Source organism: Mesorhizobium amorphae (genome assembly GCF_014843845.1).
Lineage (GTDB): Bacteria > Pseudomonadota > Alphaproteobacteria > Rhizobiales > Rhizobiaceae > Mesorhizobium > Mesorhizobium amorphae_A.
Map to the genome: position 1 here is coordinate 394090 of NZ_JHQS01000061.1, position 26039 is coordinate 420128.

Consider the following 26039-nt stretch of genomic DNA (forward strand, 5'->3'; position numbering starts at 1 on the left):
AACAGCAGTCGCTTTCGAGCGCAAGGGGTACGGCCGCGGCCTGATCCTTGGCCTGACTATGGCCGAGACCATGCTGCTTCTGGTGTTTTGCCTTCTGCTTGCCGCCGGCGCAATCATCGCCAAGAAGGAGAAACAGGTTGCGGAGGCACAGAAGCTTGCCCAATCCCTTAGGGAGGAAGCTCGGAAGCTCGACGAGGAAAACAAGCGGCTGCTTGCTCAACTGAATGCAATGGCCAAAGCCGCGACTGGACGCAACCTGCCTGACCAGGAATGGCGTGAATTGGTCCTGGCCAAAGACGCTATCGAAACGATCACAAAGGCTGGGCTTTCGGTCGAAGAAGTGGTGAAAAAGGTCCCGGTCACCAAAGTCCTTTCTCAGAACGATGTCGACGTCGATCAAGCCAAGGCGATGATCGAGCACATGAAGGTGCTGAAGGAGTTTGGCTATGTTGGCACGGCCAAGACCTCCAAGGACCTTTCAGATGCGCTGAAGAAGGCAGACGAGCCTGCCGCAGCTGCCAAGCACGATTGGCCGCCGATCATCAGTCTCAGCGAACTCGATGGCTATAATTTCGATACCGGAAGCGCGGAGCTTTCCGATCGCTTTAGGACGAGGCTGCGCGATCTGTCGAAGACGATTGCGGGCATTGCAACGTCATACGGCGTCGATGTCATCGAGGTGATTGGACACACGGACGAGCAGGCGATGTCCGGTCAGTCATCGAACATGGACAAAGGTCTCCAACCGGTCCTGGCCCGCAAGGTCGAGGTTGGCACGCTTCATCCAGCCGACAACGCTGGCCTTGGGCTGGCACGAGCAATCTCGGTCACGAGTATACTTCGCGATATGCCCGAACTGAAAGGGTTCACCATCCTGCCGATGTCGGGTGGTCAGCTGATATTGCCTGGCGACCATCTGACCGACGGAGCGCAGGCTGGCGACGTGAAGGCGAGAAGGCGAATAGAAATTAGGGTGAGACAGCGCTCCCGCGAGACGGACCTCGCGCCGGCTGGGGGACCGAAGTCATGAGCGGGAAAAGAATGCTGGTGACTTAGCTCACAGCAATTGAGTTGGGGAACTCGAGGGATGGGGTTTTACGTTCGAAAATCGATCAGCGCCGGACCGTTCCGGTTCAACTTTTCGTCGGGCGGGGTTGGCGTCTCTGTTGGCGTAAAGGGCCTTCGGATCGGCACGGGTCCGCGAGGCCATTATATCCATGCGGGTGTTGGCGGACTCTATTATCGCGGCACGCTCGGGAAAGCCGGCGCGAAGAAAATTGCCCGACAGCAAGCACCCCAAACGCTTCAAGCACAGCCGCAACCGCCAGCGCCGGAATACGTCGCCGATGGCGTCGTGATGAGAGAGATCGAGTCCGGCGATGTGATGGACATGCGGGATGAGACGTTTGCCAATGTGCTCGATGAAATCAATGCCAGGCAATCGCAGACGCGGCTTTCGGTAGCGCTCGCGGTTCTGTTCGGGATAGCAGGCTTCCTCGTGGGAACGAAGCTCGGAGGTGCCGCACCGGTGTTGGGTATCGCTGCATTTCTACCGGGTATGCTGATCGGCAAATGGTTCGACGGTTATCGCCGGGTTAGCGTGCTCTATTACGATCTGGAGCAAGATGCCGAGGCTGCCTATGGCAGACTGGTTGCCGCGTTCGAAACGCTCACTGGTTGCGCAGGAAGGTGGCATGTTGCGGCAGGGGGCAAGATCGAGGATCTGACGACTTGGAAGCGCAACGCCGGGGCCAGCATGCTTGTCGACAAAAAGCCCACGACACTTGAGAGCTCTTTGCCGAAAGTTGTTCGCAGCAACGTTACACCGCCTTCGATCCACGTGGGTCGGCAAGTGCTATACTTCATGCCAGATCTGGTCCTCGTGAAAGACGGAAACCGGTATGGCGCTATCGGCTATGGCGACCTTCGGACGCAATTCGCGCCAAGCAATTTCATCGAGACCGGCCAAGTGCCATCCGACGCTCAGGTTGTTGGTCATACCTGGGCGCATCCTAACAAAAGCGGCGGCCCGGACAGGCGGTTCAAAAACAATCGGCAGATTCCCATCTGCCGATATGAGGCATTGCGGCTATCGAGCGCGAGCGGGTTGAATGAACTGGTTGAGTTTTCGAAAACGGATGTCAGTCAGCCATTCTGCCAGGCGATATCGGCGCTCGCCCAAGTGCACGGGGTCCGATCGTCAACGCATTCGGCGGGACAACTTAGCCTAACAAGTAGATTCTGAATGAGCAGAGGCTCAACCTGGGGTGAGGAACCCGGTCAGCACTTTGCCGGATCAGCAGAGGCCCTCGCAAGGTATCCCATCGCCATCCCGGTCGAGCTTGCTTCCCCATGAGCAGTTGTTCAGGTACCAATGCGCTTCCTCGCATGAGGAAATCTGAGAGCAATAGCGTCGAGGCTGGCATGAGTAGCTCTGCGCTATCTGACCATGGGTGATCAGACCGAGTTTATGGTTCGTTGAAGGCTTTGGATCGTCAGAATGACCAGAGCGCCAATCCCATGGCGCTTCGAATTCACCAGTCCACAGTCCGACCTTGGCAGCTTTCGCTTGCGCCTGCTGTCGCGCGTAGGCGCCGTTGCTGTATCGAGGCCAATCTAGAGCTTGACCATGTTCTACCATCCAGGAGGCGACGCTGGCGCCATCGGCGCGGCGACAATCGCCGACGAAGCGGTGATACCTATCCCATGTCACGAAGGTGCACTGCACCGGACGAGACGCGGCCAAGAAGGTGTCCAGGGCCTCGGCCGATCGACGCCCGCAGGGATAATCCACACCATTGGCACCTTTGCAGAGCTGACGACTTTCAGGCGCATCGATACCGTTGAAACGGATGCGTTGACCATGCACCTCGATGGTATCCCCATCCACGACCGAAGCCGTCCCCATGATGGCCGGTGGGTTTGCAGCAGTCCAGTTGGTTATGACTTTGCCAAGTTCGTTGTGGCTGCCTCCCGTTAGTGAAAAAGCGGCGTACGCTGATGCAGCCAGGCCAGCGATTGCTAAGGATATGATGGCAATGGCTCCGCTACCGGAAACGCGGCCAAAAGAGCTTTGCCGCCCGCGCCTTGGGCGCGTCCGGCGTCGGTGGGATTGCCGATCGCTCTTCAATTGCTAACTCTCAACGCGAGAAAAAACGAGACAGACCTACCGTGCCTTTCCTCTTTTAGCCGGTGCCTTTTTTGCTGTTGCTGCCTTGCGCCCGAGACCCATCGATTTGGCGAGATTGGATCGGCTTGCCGAACAGTTGGGAGCGACCATCGGATAGTCATGCGGCAGTCCCCATTTTTGCCGGTACTCGTCGGGAGTTAGACCGCAATAGGTGGTCAGATGTCGCTTGAGCGACCTGAATTTCTTTCCATCCTCGAGGCAGACGATGTAGTCGGGCGTCACCGATCGCTTGGGGTTAACCGCAGGGAAACCTGTGCGGGCTAGCTTCTACAGGCTGATCAATTCGCGCCAATGACGAATCCACACTCTCTATGAGATACGGCAGCGACGACACAGGGACAGCATCTTTGCTGACATAAGCTGAAACAATGTCGGCGGTGAGCTCGATGATCGATCCTAAGTGGTTATGAGGTTCGTTGGCCAATTCAATGCTCCGAAAAAAATTGCCAGCGCAGCCAGCTATTCCCGACCTTACTTCAAAGAAGCCGGTCGACCGAATCCAATCCTGCACGAACTATTGTATTGTTAACAAGAGGGTTGGCCACACGGACAGCGATGGTCGCCTGACGAGACGGCAATTTTCTCTGTATACAGTGGAGGAATTGGCTTGAGAATAGACGAGTGGGAGACCTACACTGGAGAAATCAGACAAAGGCCCAGATCGTGACATATTCCAAACGCCCGCCCAAGAAAGCGCCTCCGCGCGCTTGCACTCCCGGTGAGCTTGAGAAATTGCGGCGAGCCCCAAGTGCCGGGGCCTTACGAGTTCGAGACGGGTTTCCGATGGATGATGATGATATAATCGAAGCGGCAACTTACGCCGCCCGAGAGACCGTCATCGTCGGATACCGATTGACTGCACGTCAAAAGGGGGCTGAAAGCTGGTTTTTCCTACGAAGAAGGATTCTCAGCCGTCTCCTAGAAGGTCATGGGTTTCTGCATTGTCTGAGAATGCGCGTGGGCAGGAACAAAACAAGAACGGCAAGGTATTGCGGTCGCGGTTTGCTGATGCCGTCGATTTTTTACACTCTCGGCAGACCGCGCGATTGCTTGAGGCAGGCAAAAGTCGAAATCTATGGCCCGTCCTATCGCATTCAGAAATGTTGAGGCACGCTCGGTCTGAGGCCTTTATTCGTAAATTTCGGAATGGACTGTTTTTTGTTGCGGCTGCCATTGTGTAGGCTCTATGTGTTCCGTTCTGCACGGGGGGTGTAATTGTCAGACGTCGAAAAATCCGTCTTCCAAAGCGATCTGCCTCTAAGGGAGAAACTCGAGCGCGCCAGGATGGAGCTGCTCGATCTTTCCGCCCGCAATCGGCTTTTGAACGTGCCGCGGTTTTCCAAGAGCGCGAAAACGATCGACATCGTCGATGAGAGGTCATCCGAGATCTACCGGTTGCTGGTGAACGAAGGGAAGGCATTTACCTTCCTCGCCGGCAAGCCTGATAGACCGAAGGCGAGCCAAGAAGGCATCACCGCGGATGACGAGATTGACTACTCCCCCATTTCCCTTGCCCAGCCAGAGGACGATGAAGTCGACGATAAGCGGGTGTCTGCGCGACATTTAGACACCAAACTGCAGACGCGGATGACCCCAACCGGTCTACAACGCCGGCTCCTTGATCTCTACCACGATGCCAGAACTCTGGAGGAGGAGCAGGGCGTCAACATCCTGTTTCTCGCTCTTGGAATGCTGAAGTGGGTTGACCCCAACAACAAAGAAAACATCCGTCAAGCGCCGCTCATTTTGGTGCCGGTTCGGCTCGAGCGAGGAACTGCTGGAGAGAAATTCCGCCTGCGCGCTAGGCCGGAGGACCAGAGCGCAAACCTCTCCTTGGAACTGTATCTGGATCGCATGCACAAGCTTGCCATGCCGCCCTTTGAAGCGGGGGACGACTTCGAGGCCTCAGGCTATCTCGATGCCGTTGCCGAAGCAGTGTCAACCAAAGAGGGTTGGGAAGTGCTTCGCGACGATATGGTCCTTGGCTTCTTCTCGTTCGCGAAGTTCTTGATGTACCGAGATCTCGATTCCGACATCTGGCCCGAGGGCACCAAGATTCTCGACCAACCGAAGATCCGGTCGCTTCTTTCAGATGGCTTTGAAACACGCGATCCGCTGATGTCTGACGATATCGCGATTGATCCGCACATTGCGCCTGCGGAAATGTTGCATATCGTCGACAGCGACAGTTCCCAGACGCTTGCGATCCACGATGTCAGAAAGGGTCGCGACCTTGTGATCCAAGGTCCCCCCGGCACAGGAAAATCGCAGACGATCGCCAACATTATCGCGTCGGCCGTAGCAGACGGAAAGACAGTGCTTTTCGTGGCCGAAAAGATGGCCGCGCTGGAGGTAGTGAAACGACGCCTTGATAATACCGGGGTAGGCGACGCTTGTCTGGAACTCCATAGTAACAAGGCGAACAAGCGCATGATGCTAGAGGAGCTGCGGCGTACTTGGCAGCTCGGATCGCCTCGAGGACAACTCCCTTCTGCGCTTACCGACCGGCTGCTGGAGGCGCGCGATAAGCTCAATGCACATGCCGGACGGATGCATGTCCAATTTGGCGCGTCCGAACTGACGCCTTATCAGGTTTTCGGCCAGCTGACCCGGCTCAGGCAGAACGGGCAAAAACCTGTAGACATAGAACTTGAAGATGCCACCGGTTGGACGAGTGACGGAGTTTCGGCACGCCGTAAGCTGCTTGACGAGGTTTCTCAACGGATCAACGAAATCGGTTTGCCAATCCAACACCCTTGGCGAGGGGTGGGATTGGACGTCGTTCTGCCAACCACCATCGAGCGGCTTGTTCCGCGCATTGAATCCTTGTTGCATCGAGCCAACGCTGTTCAGGAACAGTTGGCCTCACTCGCCGAGCAGGTCGAGGCCGAATCTCCCCGCCGTCTCAGCGATAGTGGCTTGATACGAGATCGCGCTGGACTTCTTGCCTCAGCGCCTACTTTTCCTGCCGAAGCACTGGTCTCGTCTGTGTGGGACGAGCGGTCAAAAGACATTTCATCGGTGCTTTGGACAGGTTCCGAGTTTGCTCGCAAATCCGAGGAGCTGTCAGAGCATTTGTCAGCGAGGGCGATCGACACGCCAATCGAAGGCCTTCAGGCAGCAATTGCAGGTCTGCCACTGGAATTTCCAAAAGACGGTTTCGTTCGTGCGCAACAACTGACCATTCTGCTGCCGCGCTTAAGAGATGAAGCGGAACGGCTGAATCAGGAACTGGGCTCGGCAGTGCTGCCAGACACGCTCGCTGGACTGCAAAGGCTGGTAGTGACTGGCGAGAGAGTGGCGGCAGCCCCTGACGCAAGTCCCGAGGCTTTCGCAGCCACAGTCTGGGACTCTGGGCTTGAGCAGGCGGGTGACTTGGCGGAAAGCATAGCGACCCTTGAAGATGCTCGAGCCGAACTCCACGGGAGAGTCATTGACGCTGCTTGGAGCACCGACGTGGCTGGGGCGCGGCAAGCGCTCGCTACACACACTGGAATATTGAAAGCGGTGAACGGCGACTACCGCCGCGCCACAGCACTCGTGCGGTCAATTCTAATCGACTCTACCGGACCTGCGGCGGAGACGATCCGTATCCTAGACCTTTTGATGAAAGGGCAGGCGGCCGCTGCGAGAGTACGCGAGGGCGACGCTTTTGGCCGTTCCGCCTTTGGAGCAGATTGGCGCGGAGAGCGATCGCCTTCTGCACCGCTCCTGGCGCTGGTGGAGTGGATGCGCACGTTGCGGGGGCTTGGTTCGGAGCCCCGTATTATAGCAGGCCGGATTGCGGAACGCTCCGAGGCCGGTGCGCGTGCGGCGCGAGTTCGCAAGGTTATCGAAATTGGCCGGCCGATTATCGACGGGTTCTGGAACGATCTTGGTCATCTAGCATCGGCTATGTTGGGCGATGTGGCTTCAGCCGAGCGCGCCTCTCTCCAACTCCTGGAAGGAAAGGCGCGCACTCTAGCTCAGGCCGCTGAACTATCACGGCAGGTCCTGACTGTTGCCCCAGACTCGATCACAGAACGCGCTGGGTTGGTACGTCGTCTTGAGCAATTGCAAATGCTCGCCCGTGAGATCGATGCTGCCCACACCCTTGCGAGTTCCGCATTCGGCTCGTCATGGCTCGGGCGTATGTCTGACTGGGCCGCTCTGGTGGAAGGCGAGCACTGGCTTAGGCAGAATGGTTCGCTTCGGTTCCTGGCTGCTCGGTTGCCTGGAAGGTTGGAGATCGCGGCTCAGGCGCGTGCAACTCACCACGCGACGCAAGCGGTAATCGAGGAACTGCAGACACTTGCGGGCGATCTGAAAGCCGATGCTGCTTCCTTGTTTGGAGTGCGCGATTACCCGGAGATCGGGATATCCGATATCATTTCTCGATTGCAGTCCTGGATTGATCATCAAGAGCAGCTCTCGAAATGGGTTGCCTACGAAGAACGATCCGAAAGTGCCCGAAAGGCCGGCCTTGGGCAGTTGATCGATGGCCTCGCCAACGGTCAAGTTCCGACCGGGGCGGTACGATCGGTTTTCGATATGGCCTATTACGAACGCATGCTGATGGCGATGGCGACGAACGAGCCGGAGTTAGCGAGGTTTGACGGCGAGCTCCATTCCAGAGCTGTTCGAGACTTTGGGGATTTAGATCGACAGAGAATCAAAGCTAGCGCCATTGAGGTCGTAACGGCTCATCATCGGAAAATTCCCTCGAGAGATGGCGGAGCCGGGCCTGTTAGATTGCTTCGATCTGAGATGGCGCGCAAAAGAGGCCATATGCCTATCCGGCAATTGATGCAAAGGGCAGGGCCTGCTGTCCAAGCACTGAAGCCGGTGTTCATGATGAGCCCGCTTTCAGTGGCGCAGTTCTTGTCCCCCGGTCGGATGTCGTTCGATCTGCTAGTGATGGACGAAGCCTCTCAAATCCAGCCGGTGGACGCACTCGGAGCGATCGCCAGGGCGAACCAAGTGGTCGTCGTTGGCGATGAGCGGCAACTGCCGCCGACGACATTCTTCGCGAAGATGACTGGCTCGCAGTTCGAGGATGACGAGGGTGAGGGCGCGCAGGTAGCTGACATCGAAAGCATACTCGGGCTGTTCACAGCCCGTGGTTTGCCCCAACGTATGCTCCGCTGGCATTACCGCAGCCGACATCAATCACTCATCGCCGTGTCGAATAGCCAGTTTTATGAGAACCGGCTCTTCATCGTACCAAGCCCCTACACCCAAGAAGCAGGCATGGGGTTGCGGTTTCATCATGTGCCGGAGGGAGTGTTCGACTCAGGTGGGGCAGGGACGAACCCGATTGAGGCACGAGCGGTAGCAGAGGCGATCATTCGTCACGCGAAGTCGAATCCGCAAGAGTCTCTGGGAGTTGCGACTTTTTCGGTTAGCCAACGCCGTGCGATCCAAGATGAGCTTGAAGCGCTGCGGCGACTGAATCCCGATACCGAGGACTTCTTCCACGCCCATCCGAGCGAGCCGTTTTTCGTCAAGAACCTGGAGAACGTTCAAGGCGACGAGCGGGACGTGATTATGATCTCAGTGGGGTACGCGAAGAATGCGCAGGGCTACATGGCCATGCGATTCGGCCCACTCGGTTCGGAAGGCGGCGAGCGTCGCCTCAACGTCCTCATAAGCCGCGCCAAGCGTGCCTGTGAGGTGTACTCGTCAATCACAGATGAGGACATCGACCTAGAGCGCGGAAAGGGTAAAGGCGTCTTCGCATTCAAGCTCTTTTTGCATTACGCGAGGACTGGACGCATCTCGCTCGCGCAAACGACCACCCGCGAGATGGATTCGATCTTTGAGGAACAGGTAGCCAACGCATTGACTGAAAAAGGCTATCAGGTCCATGCACAGGTGGGCATCGCAGGCTTCTTCATCGATCTTGCAGTTGCTGATCCGGAGAGGCCAGGGCGCTACCTACTAGGCATCGAATGCGACGGCGCTGAGTATCATTCATCGCGCTCAGCCAGAGACCGAGATCGGCTGCGGCAGGCCGTACTGGAAGACCATGGGTGGATTATACACCGCATTTGGAGCGCTGATTGGTTCCAACGGCCCCGCGAACAGCTCGAACGAACAGTCGCAGCGATAGAAGCTGCGAAAAGAGAACTCGTTGAACGAGCTGAGTTGGGGAACCAGAGAAGCCGTGCTGCAGCCGTCCAAGTCGTAACAGTCGACCGAGGTAGCGTCACCGAAATCGGTTTGGAAACGGCGAACGGAGCTGAGACACCAGATCGGGCCTATGCGGAAGCAGAAATACAGAGAGCCGGGCAGTTTGAACTTCACGAGACGCCCACCGGTATTCTGGCCGGGCTGGTCGAGCAAGTCGTGGCTGCAGAGACGCCGATCCATCTCGACGAGATAGTTTCGCGTATTCGGGATGCGTGGGGCCTGCAACGGGCCGGTGGCAGGATTCAAGACGCAATTGAGCGCGGCCTAATTGTCGCCGAGAGCCTGGGCGCAGTCGCACGGCGAGGCGACTTTTGCTTCAAGCCTGGCGCCTCTATCCGGCTAAGGGACCGCAGTGGGGTCATGTCCCCTGGATTGCGCAAGCCCGAAATGATTTCGCCGGAGGAAGTTGCTCAAGGAGCAATTGAGCTGGTGAGATCCAATCTTGGGGCGACGGAGGAAGAAATCGCGACGAGCGTTGCCAGGATGCTGGGCTTCAAAGCCACAAGCGCGCAATTGAGGCAATTGGTTTCAACGGCGGTTGCCGATGCTGTCGTGAAAGGATCGTTGCGGTACCAAGACGGGCACCTGATAGACGGCGCAAACGGTCAATAGAGTCAGCGAAAGTTGTGAGGGGCCTGCTACATCGCCCTCGCCAAAATCATGGCGAACCTGGGACGAGCTCTGTCCTTGGCTGGAGGTTGAATGGCATTTCGATTTTTTCACACGGCCGACATTCATCTCGATTCACCTCTGCGTTCGCTAGCGCTGCGAAATCTGGATCTCGCTTCGCTCGTAGGCGACGCCAGCCGTCAGGCATTCACGTCGATTGTGGATTTGTGCCTCGAAGAGCGCGTGGATGCGCTGGTCATTGCTGGCGACCTCTACGATGGCGATCAGACTTCGATGAAGACTGCGCGGTTTGTCGCGACCCAGATCGGGCGGTTGCATCAGGCAGGCATCAGGGTTTTCAAGATCCGCGGCAATCACGACGCCCTGTCACGTATCTCGAAACAGCTCGTGTTTCCGGACACCGTGACAATTTTTAGCGGTCGTGCCCAATCGGCTTTGCAGACTGCCGGTGGTCTGGATGTCGTGTTCCATGGCCTGAGTTTTGCGCACCCCAAGGCGCCAGAAAGCCTGTTACCGAAGTACCCGGTCGCTCGTGATGGAACGGTCAATGTTGGTATCATGCACACGAGCCTGGCTGGTTCTGCCGGTCACGATGTGTACGCGCCCTGCAGTGTCGCCGACTTGCACAATCATGGTTTCGACTACTGGGCGCTCGGGCACATTCATGTTCGCCAAGTCTATCCCGGGGCGGGCGCAACGGTCGTAATGCCGGGTATGCCGCAAGGCAGGGACATCAATGAGGCCGGCGAGAAATCGGCCACCCTTGTGACTATACGAGACGACCGGTCTGTCGAAATCGAGGAAAGGCTGACCAGCGTCGCGCAGTTCGAACGCCTGAGCGTCGATCTTACCGGAACCGTTGAATGGCCCGAAATCGTCACGCGTATTCGCGTCGCACTTGAACAGATGCGATCCACTGTCCGATCGCGGCATGCTTTGGCCCGAGTCAATCTGACCGGGGCGTCACCGTTGTCGTGGCAGCTCATCCGCGACAAGGACCTTCTTCTTACCGAAGCTCAACAGGCGGCTGAGCAACTGGGTGACACTTGGATCGAGAAGCTCGATCTCGATGTCATTTCGCCTGGAGCCGAAGCCGTCGAGGACACGGCTGATCCGATTTATGAACTCGCCGCATCGATGCGCAGCGACGCGGTGTCGGAAGCATTCCGCGCCGAGGCGAGAGCGTTCATTCAAAAGACCGTTGCCGAACTTCCGGCGGAAGGGCGCGACTTTGCAGGCAAGAACGAAGCCGACCTCGACCTCTTCCTTGATCGAGCGCTGGCCAGGGGTATTGATCAGGTCACCGCTCGCCTCAAGGTGGGTATCTCGTCATGAGACTGCGGCGGCTTGACCTCATTCGCTATGGGAAGTTCACCGATCGGACGATCGACTTCGGACCCAAACCCACAGCGGGCCCCGATTTGCATATCATGTTCGGCCTGAATGAGGCCGGCAAGTCGACTGCTCTTTCCGGTTTTCTAGACCTCTTGTTCGGTATTGAGGAGCGTAGTCGATACAACTTCTTGCACGAGTATAGCGCCATGCGTCTTGGTGGTGTGCTTGAATTGGCGGGCGTGGAGCACGCGTTCACCCGTACGAAACAAAGGAACAATTCGCTCCTTGATGTGACGGGCAAGCCGGTCAGCGAGGTGGTGATTGCGGCACACCTTGCCGGCCTATCTCGCGATGCCTACGCGACAATGTTTTCACTGGATGACGAGACACTGGAGGCCGGCGGAAAGGCAATCCTGGAGTCGCGAGGTGACCTTGGCAAGCTTCTGTTCACCGCCAGCGCAGGCCTTGGACATGCAAGCGATACGCTCAATGCCTTGGAGGCTGAGGCCGACGCGCTACACCGCAAGCAGGCGCAGGGTACCGAAATGGCGGTGCTGAAGAAGCGTTTGGCGGACCTGAAGTCGCGCAAGGATGCCGTCGACACGCTTGCTTCGACTTACGAGGGATTAGAGGCTGAACGTCTCGACGCAGCACAACAGTACGACGGCTTGGTGAACGAACGGGCGGTACTTGCGGCGCGGCTCGACGCCATAGCCCGATACGAGCGCGCGCGACCGGTGCTGGCAGATGTTCGGCGCAAGCTCGTCCAATTGGACGGGTTACCGGAGATTGCTTCACCAACGCGCACATGGACGGGCTCGATCACCGAGCTTATCGATGACGATGCGAGCCTGAGAACGCGCTTGGCCGGCAATGTCGGTGAAGTTGAACGTCTGATGGCAAGCATTGAATCTGCTGACGTGGACGAGCTGATCCTGGGGATCTCTGAGCGCATCCGAAGCTTGACGGAAAGCAAAGTGCGCTATTCCTCGGCCGGTTTTGACTTGCCCAATCGCAAGGTCCAGCTGCAGATTTTCGACAATGCCGCGGCCAACTGCCTTAGCGCGTTAGGGCGCTCCTCTGAGCCGGATCCTGCGAAGCTGATTTTGCCTGCAGCCACGGTTGGGATTCTTCGCACGATGGTCGAGCAGCGGTCTGGCATCGCCACCGCGGTGCGCGCCGCCCATGACGAAACTGCAGCTGCACTCGACGCGCTGCAATCGGCTAGACAGCGAGTTGGGGAGGAAAGAGCGGTACCGGAATCCGTGAGGGCGAGGCTTGGTTCAGCTTTGTCGAAGGCCCGAGCCAGCAGCCATCTGGCCGAAGTTAGGGCGGCCCATGAGGAGGAAGATGCGGGGACTATACGGTGGGAAGCGTTGCGGGCTCAGCTGCGGCCATGGGCCGGCGATGCGGGCGCGCTTGCCAGCATTGCGGTTCCGAGCGCGGGGCAGATTGCTTCCTGGAATGCAATAGCGACGGATTTGGCCAGAGCCAACTCTGTGCTTGCCGAACGCCTTGTCGAGTCTGAAAGCAATCACACGCAGCTTGCTGCACGATTGGATGCCCTTCGTGCGTCGATTGACGTGGCGGACGACGAAGTGGCGGCAGCAAGCCGGCGCGCCCGCGACGAAGCTTGGGCAACGCATAGAGCTGCGCTGACCGGTGAAACAGCTGACGACTTCGCCGTAGCGCTGGCCCGCGATGATGGTGTCGGCACAGGCCGCTTGGCGAACGCGTCGGATTTGGCCGAGATGCGCGCAACGTCTCGGGCGCTTGCCCAAGCTGCGGCAGATCTGTCTCGTTTGCGCAAGCAGCGCGCACAACTCGATACCGACCTTGACACCAAACTGGCGGAAATCCGTGAGGCCGGCAGGGGCCTGCTCGGCGACGTGATCGAGCCATCGCTTGAGCGCCTAATAGAACTATTCGAGGATCGGATCGAGGTTCGCATTGATGCGCTCGCCGCGTGGGGGCAGATCGAGCTCTCTCGGAAGAAGGCAGAGCGGGCTGCCGACTCGGGCGAGCATATCCGCATGGAACTCATTGGGGCGCTGACGAGCGTCGGAATTACATCGGCGCCAGATGATACGCTGGAAGCCACTATGGCCATAGCGGAGCTATTTCTGGAGCGGCAGCGCAAGTTGGACGCAGAGTACGCCGAGGCGCTCAGAACCGTGAACACCAGGGAAGAGGATCTTGCCGGCAGACGCCGTGCTCTCGCCATGGCCGAGCGACGCGAGGAGGAGTGGCTCGCTATGATAGCCGAGGCGCTCAAGGGAACTTGGCTTGAGAATGGCTTGTCCGCATCCGGCTTGAGCACGGTGCTCGAACAGTTGAGCGATCTAGCCAAAAGTGTGCAAGACCGAGACGCTCTGCGGCTTCGCATCGAAAAAATGGAAGACGACAGGGCCGATTTCCTTGGCGAGGTCAGCGCAATCGCCGCGGATATTGGCGAGACAACGAAGGATGGCGAGGCGGAACAGTTAGCGGTCAGCCTTGGCGAACGCCTAGACCGAGCCGAAAGGGCGCGCGACGCGAAGGCAGGCCTATTGGGCGACCTGAAACGCTTGCAGGGCGAGCGCGATATCCTCGACAACAAGATTTCGATCCACGAGCGCCGCAAGAACGAGGTTTTGAGTGCGTTCGGCGTCGACACCTTGATCGATGTCGTGCAGCGCGATGAACTGCTACGAGAGAGGGATCGTCTTCGGACGACCGTAGCTGAGCTCGAGGATCGAGTGGCGGCTGAACTTGCATCGGAGAAGTTTGAACAGGCACGCTCGATCCTGGACGCGATCAACTTCGAAAGCCTGGCGATCGAGAAGGGACAAGGCGAGCAGCGATTGCTGCAGCTCGACGGCGCCATGCAACAACAGCTGATCCGGCAGACCCGTGCAGCAGACAAGATAGACGAGATTGGCGGAGACAGCGCTGTTGCCCGTCTTGACGCTGAGCGTCGCACCATCCTGTTAGAAATCGAAGATAAGGCGATACGCTATATCGAACTTAAGCTTGGCATTATGTCGGCTGGAGATGCTTTGCGCGCCTATCGCGAGCGCCACCGCTCTGGAATGATGGCGCGCGCCTCGGACGCGTTCAAGCTAATGACGCAAGGCCAGTATTCAGGCCTCACAACCCAGCCTGTAAAAGGGGGCGAGGTTCTCATCGCTATGCAGCGCGACGGCCAATCCAAGGTCGCAGACGCGCTGTCTAAAGGCGCGCGCTTTCAGCTCTATCTGGCATTGAGACTCGCTGGATACTACGAATTCGCGGAATTCCGGCCTTCAGTCCCATTCATCGCCGACGACATCATGGAGACGTTCGACCATATTCGGTCTGAAGAGGTCTTCAGGCTTTTCGGCGATATGGCTGGCATGGGTCAGGTAATTTATCTGACTCACCACAAGCACTTGTGTGAAATCGCCAAGGCAGTTGTGCCAGGAGCTGTGATCCACCAGCTCGAACAGGCGTGATTTAATAGTCGCGCCAAACCGTGTTTTCCAATCAATCAACTCGTCTGAACATTGAGAGCTTACGATCGGATTTGGGAATGGGATACCCCGAGCGGAATCGTAGCCAGCAGTAAAACGTCCCTTCGGCGGAGACTGAAAGATGCCCATTTTATTCTGCAATGTCGCATGGATGAAGAACTACGCCGGGCGGAGCGCCGATGACCCGCCACTTGGTGGCGGGTCATTTCCCAATAAGGAGGGGTTTTGCGGCGAAGAATGTAACTTCGTCGAGGCCGACGATGGCTACGTCTATGGCCACTTCGAGACGATCAAGGGCAAGTTGGATCGGCAGGTGCGCATCGAGAACCTGGGTTCAGACAAGTCCGACGATTTTGTCGACGGAGTGGACATCGTGTGGACGGCTCCGGCGGAAGGCAAAGATCCACGCGTGGTCGTCGGATGGTATCGCGGTGCGCGGTTGTACCGCCATCGCCAGCGTTTCAAGGGTCGTAACCCCTCCGCCCAGCACTACAAGGACGAAATCAGGTCGTTCAGGGTTAGGACGCTCGCCGAAAATGCATTCGTGCTGCCACCGGAGGAGCGGCATCTAAGATTGCGGCGTGGCAAAGGGTGGAGTGGCCAGGCAAGCTGGTGGTATGCGGACGATACGACCGATCGATCCGCTAGAGCATTCGTCAAGAAAGTAAAGGCATTTATGGAGGGCGAACCAGTTGCTCCCGTCGGAGCATCGCTAGATACCGATCGAGGCCGTGGTAGACCGGCTGGAGCGGCAGCGTCCGAGGCCTATAAACGGTATGTGCGGGAGTATGAGATCAATGTCCATCCTCAGCACGATACACTGCACAAACAGTTCGTTGCGTTTATCAGCAAGCGATATCCGCGGATTGATTTCCCGGCTTGTTTTCGCGACGACCTTCGGTTTGCGGTTGAGGGTATGCCGGAAGTGATGGTCGAGATAAAGCCCGCTAATGCGGCCACGGTGCGCTTCGCGATCCGCGCCGCCATTGGCCAGTTGCTCGACTACCGGCAGCATCAGCGGTGGACCGGCCGGCAGATCGTTTTGGTCGGTGCGAAGGTGACGAGCAAGAACGATCTAAGTTTGGCGTTTGACAACGGCTTTGGCCTGGCTTGGCCCATTGAAGCGGGCGGATTCGAGATCCGCTGGCCCGACGGCACTGGGTGATTGGCAAGAAATACGGTTAGACCACCGCCAGCGTCCGGAGACTAAAAGCTAGGCGATTATGTACTTTGCGAACCAACCGCTAGATATGGGGCTGCACGCATGACCGGCGGCGATGATCGGCGCCGAATGTTCTTACACCGGCGAGGCCCGGATGGTGCGCACCGAGAATCCTCCGACAAGGGGCACTTCCGCATCTTCGCCGCCGCGAATGTCGAGTTCGGCGCCGCACAGCAGAAGGTCTCCAACCAGGGCCGCGACTACATCTCGGTCAAGCTGGATGATCCGAGCTTTCCCGCTCCGATCTACGCCACGCTGGTCGAGGTCGAAGGCGAGGAAGGCCTGCAGCTGATCTGGTCCCGGCCGAGCCGGGATTGATCGCATAGACGAGAGGGTCCCGCCGCAAGGCGGGCCTTCGGCATGCTCTGCCAGCATATGCGATCGCCGCCATAGCCGTTTGGGTTGCTACGATGGATGGCACCTCAGTTCGAGTTCGGTTTTCGGGTGGCGAGCGGAAGCTCGACGCGCGAAGTTCGTACGGCTGCCAAGTGGACTCTGCTGCCGTCCGCCTACACAGCACCATTGGGAAGGGAAACCGTGGCTTTCATGAATGTCACGGCATTGCCGACCAGAAAGACCCGATCTTTGGTCAATTCGCAATCAAGCCAGCCGCCGCGCGCCGAGGCCTGATAGGCCATCAGCCTTTCGCGACCCAGCCGCTCGACCCAGTAAGGAACCAGGGTGGCATGAATTGAACCAGTGACTGGATCCTCGGGAATGCCCGCACCGGGGGCAAAGTACCGGGACACGAAATGCGCTTGCTCGTTAACGGCTTCCTGCCCCGTCACCGCAAGGCCCACAGGTCCGAGGCGGGCAATCGAGGCAAGGTCAGGGACGAAGCTACGCACAGCATCCGCGCTGCCGAGATCGGCGAAGATGTTCTCGAAGTTTCGGAAGATGCCGACAGGTGGATTGTCGAAAACACCTGCGATTTCGGAGGGAAGCGTCTCCAATGGCTCCGGGGGCAGACGAGGAATGTCCAGTCGGTAGCCATGCGGGCCTTGTGTAACTCGCAGCTCGCCGACGCGCGTGTGAAAGACAAGCGGACCTTCGGCCTTAGCCTCGGTCAGCAACACATGCGCGGTCGCCAGGGTGGCATGGCCGCAGAAATCGACCTCATGCGCCGGAGCAAACCACCGCAAATCCCACTCGCCATCCGACCGCGCTTTGACGAAAGCAGTTTCGGCAAGATTGTTCTCTTGGGTGATCGCAAGCATCAGGTCATCCGGCAGCCACTCGTCGCGCACCAGAACAGCAGCGGGGTTCCCCGCAAAGAGCCGGTCAGTAAAGGCGTCTACCTGATACATGTGCATGGGGACATCCATCGTTTCAAACGGCCAACCTTTTAATTTCACGGACGCTCATCTGCTTGCCGGTCAATGGCAGCTGTGGTCCATCGTATCGGTCGCAAGGGGTCCGAAAGCTGGTTTAGGCTTCCGGCGGTCGGGGTCGTGGTAGTCTCTTCGCCTCTTGCTGCGCTCGAGGCGGATCAGCGCGCTGTCCGCCTCCTTGGATCTTACAGGTCGAGGCCCCGCCGCCGCGGGCAATTCTACGACCTTCACCGCTCGGCGAGGGCTCGTGCCAAGAGTTCGCCTGCGTGACCGGCGTCCTCAAGCCCGCTGCGTGTGCCCTCCAAGTCGGCGGCGTTCTCTTCCTCATTCAGTTTCCATGCTCCCTCGAGGCGCTCGACGCGAAATTCCAGACCGACAATGCCCCGCATCATGCTGTCGATATATTTTTGCGGCGCATCCGACACGCTCCAGGGCGCTGTGCGCGTGGCCTCGTGCCGGTCGGTCAAGTCTTCAACCTGACGGCGCAGCCAGGCCCTATCGTCAATTGCGGTCAAGGCTCCGTGCGCGTGTATGGCGATATAGAGCCATGTGGGAACGACCTTTCCCGTCTCGCGCTTGGTCGGATACCACTGAGGCGACATGTATGTGTGAGGGCCCTGAAAAATCGCGAGACTGGCGCTGCCCTCTGGTACGCGCCAATGCGCGTTGGCACGCGCGACGTGGGCCGCGAGGATCAGGCGTCCATCCGGAGCCTGCCGCGCGATGGTCGGCACATGCGTGGCCTCGATGCCTGCAGGCGTCGGCGTCACGATCGTGGCGAAGCCGATCTCGCGGATGGCGGCCAGAAGCACATCGGGGCGGTCTTCTACAGATCGACGGGGCCGGTACATTTAGTTTCTCTCGATTGCGTGGCTCAAGCGGCCGGTTGACGCATTCAACCCAGCGATTTCGATCTGGGCATTTGGGCATAGTGCCTCAATCACTCCGGTCAGTTGCGCCCCAGCGGCCCTCAGCCGCTCCGAAGGCATGGGCTCGAGCGCCTCGAGTACAAGCCAAAGGGAACGCGAATCGGCCGTCACCATGGTCCGCCGCCCCTGCCGCCAGTTCCAGCGGCGGCAGGTGACTCCGGCGTCATCGCACCAGACGACTTCGCCTGGCTCAGGATGCTCGGTGACCGGTGCGCCTCGCTGGACGGTGTCGAACGGCTCCGCGCCCGTCGCGATCAGAAGTCTCGGAAGACCCTGATAGTGATCGAGGTCTTCGCCCCCAATCGGAACGCCGAAAAGCACGCTGAGGGCGTTGTAAGCATCCACCAGCGGGGAAATCCGTGGCAATGAGCCATCCTTGCGTATCCGCTTGAGAAGCGCCGCAGCCGAGCAGGGTGTTCGATTAGCGTTGGCACCGAAGGCCCTGTAGGCTTCGGCCCAGGCCGCAAGATGCGCATCCCGTTGGGCATCGTCGCCAAGAGCGGCCTGCTCCGCGGCCGCGATCACGTCAGCGAGCGCCGGGTTCTGAGGCACGTCGACGTCCGCGTTTCGCACGACAACGCTCAGCAAGTGAAAGTTCGGGTGCCGGGCGTAAATCTCGGGGGCGATCATGGGCGTGAAAGACATGGGCTGCTGCGTCCTGCGGGAAGGCTCTGCGTTACGGTTCATTTAGGGCAATATCGAACATCGCGGGCAAGGCGGGCTCCTCGGACTTGTGGGAATCCGGTCGCGCATGTCGCACAAGGCCGCCGAGTCATCCGGCCACCGACAAAGCCTGCTGGAGATCGTCAATGATGTCCTGGGGATGCTCGAGCCCGACGGAGAGTCGCAAGAGCCCCGACGGAGCCATCGATTTCGGCCCTTCGACGGAGGCCCGGTGCTCGATCAGCGAATGCGTGCCCCCGAGGCTCGTGGCCCGCACCACGAGTTTGAGCCGGCCAGCAACCGTCATGGCGGCCTCGGCACCGCCGCCGACGATGAAGGAAAGCATAGCGCCATAGCCCGACATCTGCCGCCCGGCCAACGCATGCCCCGGGTCGCCCGGTAGGCCGGGAAAGAGGACGGCTTCGACAGCGGAATGCTTTCGCAACGCTTCGGCGACCTTTTGAGCGCCCTCGCAATGGGCTCGCATACGAACCGGCAAGGTCTGCAGCCCGCGCAGCGCCAGCCAGCAGTCGAAGGGGGCCGCAACGCTTCCCTTGTGACGTTGAATCATGCGCAAGGGGCGTTCCAGCGGCGAAGCCTCCGGCAGGACGACGACCCCTGCCATCAGGTCGGAATGGCCGCCGATGTATTTCGTTGCCGAATGCACGACAGCATCGGCCCCGAGCTCGAACGGGCGCTGCAGGACGGGCGTCGCCCAGGTATTGTCCACCACCGCGAGCGCACCGGCCTCGTGCGCGAGGTCACAAGTCGCCCGGATGTCCACGATACGGATAAGCGGGTTGGAGGGGGTCTCGATCCAGACGAGGCCGGTGGGCGCGGCACCGACAGCCGCGCGCAAGGCGTCCATGTCGCGCATGTCAACGGCGACGAAGTCGAACCTGTGCCCGATGTCGGTTTCATCGATCAGCGACCGGATGCCGAAATACATGTCGTCCGGTACGACGATGCGATTGCCCTTGCTAGCATGCCCCTCGAACACCGCGGTGATCGCGGCCATGCCGGACGAAAAGGCGACAGCGGCCTGGCCGCCTTCGAGCGCAGCCATCGCCGTCTCGAACGCGTGCCGCGTCGGGTTGTCATCCCGGATATATTCATAGCCGGACGGGAAGGAGCCGTCCGCGCTTCGCTCGAAGGTCGTGCTGGGGTGGAACGGAAGGGTGATGGCCCCGGTGGACGGATCGACCTTCCGGCCCGCGTGAATCGCCTTGGTCTCGAGGTACATGGTGCGCTTCCTCAGCTTGATTTCAGAAGGAATATGGCTGGAAGGGCCAGGAACATCGATCCTGGCGTTTCGAGACGGCCCGGTTGAACTGTCCGCGCCGGTCATTATAGTGACCGTATGGGATCCGTCAGTGGAAGTCAATATAATGACCGACGATGAAATGGCAGAGGCAACGGAGAGACAACTTGGGACCGCACTATCACTGAGGGTGCAGCATCTGCGCCGAGCCCAGAACTTGAGCCTGGATGGACTTGCTGCGCTCTCCGGCCTGTCGAAGGGCACCGTCGTGGCCATCGAACAGGGAAGGGCCAATCCGAGCATCGGGGTGCTGTGCCGTCTGGCGATCGCCTTCTCTCTGTCAGTTACCGATCTGTTGGGCGCCTCCTCCGAGGAGCTCTCAGGTGGTCCGATAGAGCGCACCAATCCTGCAACACTTTGGAAAACACCGCATGGAAGCGAGGCGAAATTGGAAGCCTCGACGTCAGGCCGGACGATGTTCGAGATCTGGTCCTGGACGATTGTGCCCGGCGACATCCATCGGTCGGACCCTCACAGCCGGGGCACCCGTGAGCTTCTTTCGGTCGCGCGAGGAAGTCTCAAGATCACCGTCGGCTCTGAGACTATGACATTGCAGGCTGGCGAAGCCGCGCGGCTCGTCACCGATCAGCCGCACTCCTATGCTGCCGCGGACGATCAGCCTGTTTCGTTTTCAATGGCTGTGCTCGAACGCGGAGAGGAGACAGACATGACCCATCCGTCGTGATCGGCTTCGAATCGATCTGGCTCTTGCGCAACCGCCATCGTGGCAATCGCGCAAGGCATCCGGCGGCGGCTCAAGGGAGCGACTTCAAATAGCGAATGCTGCGTCCGGCACTGACCGCCTGCGCCGCGTGCGCGATGGCATTCGCATCGAGTCCGTGGTGACGATAGAGGTCTGCGATAGTCCCCGTCTGGCCAAAATGCTCGACCCCCAGAGCCTTGACGCGATGACCGTTCACGCCACCGATCCAGGCGAGCGTCGCGGGGTGACCATCGATCACGGTGACGATCCCGCAATCGCGCGACAGTGGCGCCAGCAGGCGCTCGATGTGGCTCGTCGCGGCGACTGTTCCGCGCTGCCGGGCACGCTCCGCGGCCTGCCAGCCCGCATTGAGCCGATCAGCGGATGTAATCGCCAACAGCCCGACATCGCGCCGGTCTTCCGCAAGAAGACCCGTCGCGGCAATCGCTTCCGGCGCGACGACGCCCTGATAGGCGATGATAACGCTGGCGTTCGGTCCGGGCGGGCGCAGCCAATAAGCACCGTTGACGATGTCGCGCGCCAGCTCCGCACCTATGTCCCGATGAGGCTGGTCCGAGGGCCGGGTGGACAGGCGCAGATAGACCGATCCGCCGGTCTGATCACGCAGCCATGTCGTTTCATCGGGATCGCCTTCGCCGTTCCGCTGCATGTAGTCGAAGGCGAAACGCATGATCACCGCGAGCTCATCTACGAAGGCCGGCTCGAAGGCGCAAAGCCCGTCCTGCGCCATGCCGATCAGTGGCGTGCCGATCGACTGATGCGCTCCTCCCTCGGGGGCGAGGGTCACGCCGGAGGGCGTGGCGACCAGCAGAAAGCGCGCATCCTGGTAGCAGGCATAGTTCAGCTGATCAGCCGCGCGATAGATGAAGGGATCATACACAGTCCCGATCGGCAACAACCGCACGCCATTCACGGAATGCGACAGGCCCAGCGCCCCGAGCATAATCATGAGATTGGATTCGGCGATGCCGAGTTCGAGGTGCTGCCCCTTGGGCCCGAACTCCCAGGTGTAGGTTGAAGGGATACGCTCGGCCTTGAAGGTATCGGCCATGCTCTCGCGGGCGAAGAGTCCGCGTCGATTGACCCAAGGGCCGAGATTGGTCGATACCGTGACGTCCGGGGACGTTGTGACGATGCGCTCGGCGAGCGGCGTTTCACTGCGCGCAATCTCGTTGAGGATCTGGCCGAAACCCATTTGGGTTGAGACCTGCTTGCCTCCGTGTGCTGGCGCGGGCAGTGTCGCGGGAACCGGAATGCCGGGCGCGGTAAGCCGGCGCCGGCCCTCGCTGAAGAACGGCGCTTGGGCGATGAAGGCCTCGAGTTCTGCCGGAGGCAACGTCGCCGCGGCCCATTTATCCCATTCCTCGCCGGGCCGGACTCCCATCCGCTGGCGGAAGCCTTCCATCTGGGCGGGCGTCATCTGGCCGGCATGGTTGTCCTTGTGGCCGGCCAGCGGCAAGCCATAACCCTTGATCGTGTAACAGATGAAACAGACCGGTCGGTCATGCTGCGAGGCCGCCTCGAAGGCCTCGAGAAGGCTCGGCAGGTCGTGGCCGCCCAGGTTGACCATGAGCGTCTGCAACTCGTCGTCAGAACGGCGTTCGATTAGCTCGGTGACCGGCCCCTGATCGCCAATCTCGTCGAGCAGCCGCTTCCGCCAGGCCGCACCGCCCTGAAAGGTGAGCGCCGAATAAAGCTGGTTGGAGCACCGCTCGATCCAATCGCGCAGCTTCTCCCCTCCCGGTTCGGCAAAGGCGGCCTGCTGGAGGGAGCCATGGCGCAGGATCACCACTTCCCAGCCGAAGTTCTTGAAGATCTGCTCGAAGCGCTGCCAGAGACCTTCGCGGATGACCGCGTCGAGCGACTGACGGTTGTAGTCCACGATCCACCAGCAGTTCCGCAGGCCGTGCTTCCAACCCTCGATCAGAGCCTCGTAGATGTTGCCCTCGTCCATCTCGGCGTCGCCGATCAGGCTCACCATGCGCCCCTCGGGCCGACCCTTCATCCAACCATGGGCGGACACATAGTCCTGCACGAGGGAGGAAAAGAGCGTTTGAGCGACCCCCAGGCCCACCGAGCCGGTCGAGAAATCGACATCGTCCACGTCCTTAGTCCGCGAGGGGTAACTCTGGGCGCCCTTATAGCCGCGGAAGTTTTCGAGTTTCTCGCGTGTCTGATTCCCGGACAGATACTGAATCGCATGGAAGATCGGGGCGGCATGGGGCTTGACCGCCACCCGGTCCTGCGGACGCAGTGCAGCGTAATAAAGCGCGGTCATGATCGTGCCGAGAGAGGCGGAGGAGGCCTGATGGCCACCAACCTTGACCTCGTCGCTTTCGCGGACGTGGTTGGCGTGGTGGACCGTCCATGCGGCAAGCCACGAGACGCAGCGCTCGATCTGGCTGAGATAGGCGAACTTCGATGTCATCCAAGTCTCCGCATTTGACGCCTCGCACCGGTGCTTCCAGATGGAGTTGGCTTCACAGATCGAGTCTCAACACGCCGGTTGCGCGCGATATGCATGGAATGAACCGATGAGTCCGGGCCTCCTTGGACAGGACAGCATCCCGATGGAGCGGCTGCCCTTCCAGAATTCCGCATTCGCAGGTTCCGCAAACCCCGTTCTCGCAGGACGCCATGAGCAGCACGCCGGCGGCGCGCAACGCCGCGAGTGCCGAAGTATCGGCCGCGACAGGAACCACTGCCCCGTCGCGAAGGGTGATCGTGAAAGGTTCGGGTGGCGCACCGTCCTGCTCCGGCGGCTGAAAAGCCTCGAAATGCACGGTGCCTTCCGACCAGTGCGCGCTGGCCCGCTCCACGGCCGCCATGAAGCCCGGTGGACCGCAATAATAGAGCTGTGCGTCGGAGGAACGCGTCGATAGCAACGTTTCAAGATCCTGCCTGGTCTCCGGTTCGTCGTCGAAATGCAGCCACACGGTGTTGCAGTCGAGCTCCCGCTCGATGACCGACAACAGAGGCGCGAGTGCCCGGCTGCGGGTGAAGTAATGCAGCTCGCACGTCTTGCCCTGCCGCTCCAAGGCGCGTGCCATTGCCAGGATCGGGGTGATCCCGATGCCTCCCGCCAGCAGCACGGTTGGCCCTTCGCGTTGAGCAAGCGGAAAATGATTGCGAGGAGCAGAAACCGGGAGCATGCATCCGGCCGCCACCGCCTCGTGGATCCACGCCGAGCCGCCGCGACCAACCTCTTCGCGCTTCACCGCGATTGTGTAGCGGCTCAGATCTGTCGGATCGCCGCAGAGCGAATACTGGCGCACTTTCCCATCAGGCAGATGAACATCGACGTGAGAGCCCGGTTCGAAGGGCGGAAGCAGAGGTTTGCGCGTGTGCTTCAGATCGATGACCAGGACGTCGCCCGACTCTTTGCGGGTGGCGGTCACGGTCAGTTTCATGATGATGCGGGGCGAGGCCATATCGATTACCCGTCAATTGGTAGAATCGGATCACCGGGGCGGATTACGCCGCCAACCTCGATCGCGCAGTTCAGGCCAGAGCGGTTCAGAAGCCCCTCGTAAAGACCGGGAATGCCGAGCAGTTGCTCGATATACTTGCAGGGAAAATTCATCCGCGCAGCCCGCAGGACGGTTTCCCCGATCCGAAAGCGCGTACCAACCAGATGACCCAACGGTACGCCGCGCGTGGTCAGGTTTCGCCGATGATCTTCGGGTGCGAGCGTGGCCTTGAAACCCGGAATCCTGGGCTCGCCCTGTGCCATGGCTTCCAGGACTTCGATCTCGATCAGCGTCACTTCCCGCACGTCGGTTTTCGGAGAGTAGGTACCCGTTCCAAGATAGTATCGATCCCCGACAATGCCGCGCCCGGCAACGAGTTGTGCCTCCATCAACTCTTCCATTTCGTACGATGCGGCTGGCGCGACATGGATGTGGAGCAGCGTTCCCTGCCACGTCATGTTTCTTCGCCCCCTATGACCGCAGTCGCGGCGTCCAGCTTCCAGCCGGATTTGAAGGTATCCTCGATATGTCCGTTCGCCATGTTTGCTTCCGCGCTCCGGGGCAGGGTCACAGTCTGATCCGGCGAAACCTCTGCCCGAGAACTGGCCTGACTGACAGAGCCAGTTTTTGCGATTGTGCCTGATCCAGTCGGCAATCCCGCAGATCGCTGAACGTCATAAGTCAGGGCCCGTTTCGCCGTGCCGGCCGTTACCTAGAGCGCGTCTTTTGAACTCGGAATCGGAATGAGGATTCCCTGGTGCTTGATCCCGGGGAACCGAGTCCTTGAACAACATCGGTTCGTTGCGCGCGGGAGTCTTGAGCAGGCCATTCGTGCCAACCGGCCACTCAGCAGGACCCTTGATTTCATAAGTTTTATTAACTGCTTGCCAAAGTTCTCCCCATTCAACATGCGTACAAAGGCATAAGGGACCGCTTCGATCCCTTCAGCGACGTCTTCTCTCGTCTCAAGAAGTCCCTGTTTATACCAAGATAACAGGTCGGCCTTCTGTCTAAAATTCGTATTCATGGTCATCGAGCAAAAAGCCTTCGATCCGAGCGCGGGCTATCAGAGTTTTCCTGAGATGCCGCACACCGATATCTGGTTGATCAAATCGATCGGCCAAAGCGATCGTTCCGACGACGATAACTCGACCGAACGTATTAAGATTTAACATTGCCGCATCATGGATCGGTCCCGCAGTATTATCGATAAACACGTCCACTCCGTTTGGACACGCAGCGGCGACATCGGCCACCAAGTCAGTCGAGGTTCGGTGGTTGACGCCTTCGCGATGCCCAAGCTTTTTGCACCATTCGAGTTTTGCGTCCGTGCCCACAACAGCAACCGGATCAAGTCCCTTGATCCGGGCGATTTGCCCCGCAATCTGCCCCACGCCACCAGTGGCCGCCGAGATCAAGACTGTTTCGCCCTGTTTCGGATTGCCGGTCTTGAGTAGCGAAAAATACGCCGTCAGTGACGCGCCCAAGGACTTTGTCGATGCAATGGTCAAGGGCATCGTCGGTCTGGAGATCGAAATCACCCGCCTTGTCGGCAAAGCCAA

16 protein-coding genes and 2 pseudogenes are annotated in these 26039 nt (G+C 59.4%); 8 read left to right on the forward strand and 10 right to left on the reverse strand.

All coding sequences use genetic code 11. The annotated features are described in order from the left end of the window. Positions 1-70: 70 nt before the first annotated feature. Together DH08_RS28375 and DH08_RS28380 are read left to right on the forward strand one after the other, a co-directional pair. Positions 71-1030: an OmpA family protein gene (locus DH08_RS28375; protein WP_246801019.1), complete on the forward strand. Its 960-nt coding sequence runs from the start codon at positions 71-73 to the stop codon at positions 1028-1030. Positions 1031-1087: 57 nt separating this feature from the next. Next, positions 1088-2245 (forward strand): DUF4236 domain-containing protein, encoded by a 1158-nt coding sequence (locus DH08_RS28380; RefSeq protein ID WP_192182552.1) that lies wholly within the window; start codon positions 1088-1090, stop codon positions 2243-2245. 51 nt (positions 2246-2296) lie between these two features. Here the strand turns inward: DH08_RS28380 and DH08_RS28385 are convergent, their stop codons facing one another. Both DH08_RS28385 and DH08_RS28390 read right to left on the reverse strand, forming a co-directional pair. Further along, complete coding sequence (locus DH08_RS28385; RefSeq protein WP_192182553.1) at positions 2297-3130, reverse strand: thermonuclease family protein; 834 nt, start codon at positions 3128-3130, stop codon at positions 2297-2299. Between the two features lie 36 nt (positions 3131-3166). After that, positions 3167-3614: pseudogene (locus tag DH08_RS28390) on the reverse strand (Ros/MucR family transcriptional regulator). 791 nt (positions 3615-4405) lie between these two features. On the opposite strand from DH08_RS28390, the gene DH08_RS28395 reads away from it, so the two are divergent. The 5 genes and pseudogenes from DH08_RS28395 to DH08_RS28415 form a co-directional block, all read left to right on the forward strand. Next, positions 4406-9973 (forward strand): DUF3320 domain-containing protein, encoded by a 5568-nt coding sequence (locus DH08_RS28395; protein ID WP_192182554.1) that lies wholly within the window; start codon positions 4406-4408, stop codon positions 9971-9973. A gap of 90 nt (positions 9974-10063) precedes the next feature. Further along, positions 10064-11326, forward strand: coding sequence for a metallophosphoesterase family protein (locus tag DH08_RS28400; protein WP_192182555.1), 1263 nt, complete (start codon positions 10064-10066; stop codon positions 11324-11326). Continuing rightward, positions 11323-14799 (forward strand): ATP-binding protein, encoded by a 3477-nt coding sequence (locus DH08_RS28405; protein WP_192182556.1) that lies wholly within the window; start codon positions 11323-11325, stop codon positions 14797-14799. The genes DH08_RS28400 and DH08_RS28405 overlap by 4 nt, the downstream gene beginning before the upstream one ends. Before the next feature lie 139 nt (positions 14800-14938). Next, the gene (locus DH08_RS28410) at positions 14939-15982 is read left to right on the forward strand and encodes a hypothetical protein (RefSeq protein WP_192182557.1); all 1044 of its coding nucleotides are present in this window, start codon (positions 14939-14941) and stop codon (positions 15980-15982) included. A gap of 142 nt (positions 15983-16124) precedes the next feature. Then, a pseudogene (locus DH08_RS28415) lies at positions 16125-16357 on the forward strand (DUF736 domain-containing protein); the annotation flags it as partial. Between the two features lie 191 nt (positions 16358-16548). Here the strand turns inward: DH08_RS28415 and DH08_RS28420 are convergent. The 4 genes from DH08_RS28420 to DH08_RS28435 form a co-directional block, all read right to left on the reverse strand. Beyond that, positions 16549-17352, reverse strand: coding sequence for a PhzF family phenazine biosynthesis protein (locus DH08_RS28420; protein WP_192182559.1), 804 nt, complete (start codon positions 17350-17352; stop codon positions 16549-16551). 245 nt (positions 17353-17597) lie between these two features. Next, positions 17598-18221: an FMN-binding negative transcriptional regulator gene (locus DH08_RS28425; RefSeq protein WP_192182560.1), complete on the reverse strand. Its 624-nt coding sequence runs from the start codon at positions 18219-18221 to the stop codon at positions 17598-17600. Next, the gene (locus DH08_RS28430; RefSeq protein WP_246801020.1) at positions 18222-18944 is read right to left on the reverse strand and encodes a B3/B4 domain-containing protein; all 723 of its coding nucleotides are present in this window, start codon (positions 18942-18944) and stop codon (positions 18222-18224) included. Between the two features lie 127 nt (positions 18945-19071). Then, complete coding sequence (locus DH08_RS28435) at positions 19072-20205, reverse strand: trans-sulfuration enzyme family protein (protein WP_192182562.1); 1134 nt, start codon at positions 20203-20205, stop codon at positions 19072-19074. A gap of 145 nt (positions 20206-20350) precedes the next feature. Between DH08_RS28435 and DH08_RS28440 the strand changes: the two genes are divergently transcribed. Beyond that, entirely contained in the window at positions 20351-20968 is a 618-nt protein-coding gene (locus tag DH08_RS28440) for a helix-turn-helix domain-containing protein (RefSeq protein WP_192182563.1), read from the forward strand. Between the two features lie 70 nt (positions 20969-21038). On the opposite strand, the gene DH08_RS28445 is transcribed toward DH08_RS28440, so the two are convergent. The 4 genes from DH08_RS28445 to DH08_RS35865 all read right to left on the reverse strand — a co-directional run. Beyond that, entirely contained in the window at positions 21039-23435 is a 2397-nt protein-coding gene (locus DH08_RS28445; protein ID WP_192182564.1) for a transketolase, read from the reverse strand. 52 nt (positions 23436-23487) lie between these two features. After that, positions 23488-24438, reverse strand: a complete 951-nt coding sequence (locus DH08_RS28450; RefSeq protein ID WP_192182565.1) for a PDR/VanB family oxidoreductase — start codon at positions 24436-24438, stop codon at positions 23488-23490. A gap of 5 nt (positions 24439-24443) precedes the next feature. Further along, entirely contained in the window at positions 24444-24935 is a 492-nt protein-coding gene (locus DH08_RS28455; protein ID WP_192182566.1) for an MOSC domain-containing protein, read from the reverse strand. 552 nt (positions 24936-25487) lie between these two features. Then, on the reverse strand, positions 25488-26039 hold a 552-nt coding region (locus DH08_RS35865; protein ID WP_428339363.1), incomplete at its 5' end, for a zinc-binding dehydrogenase.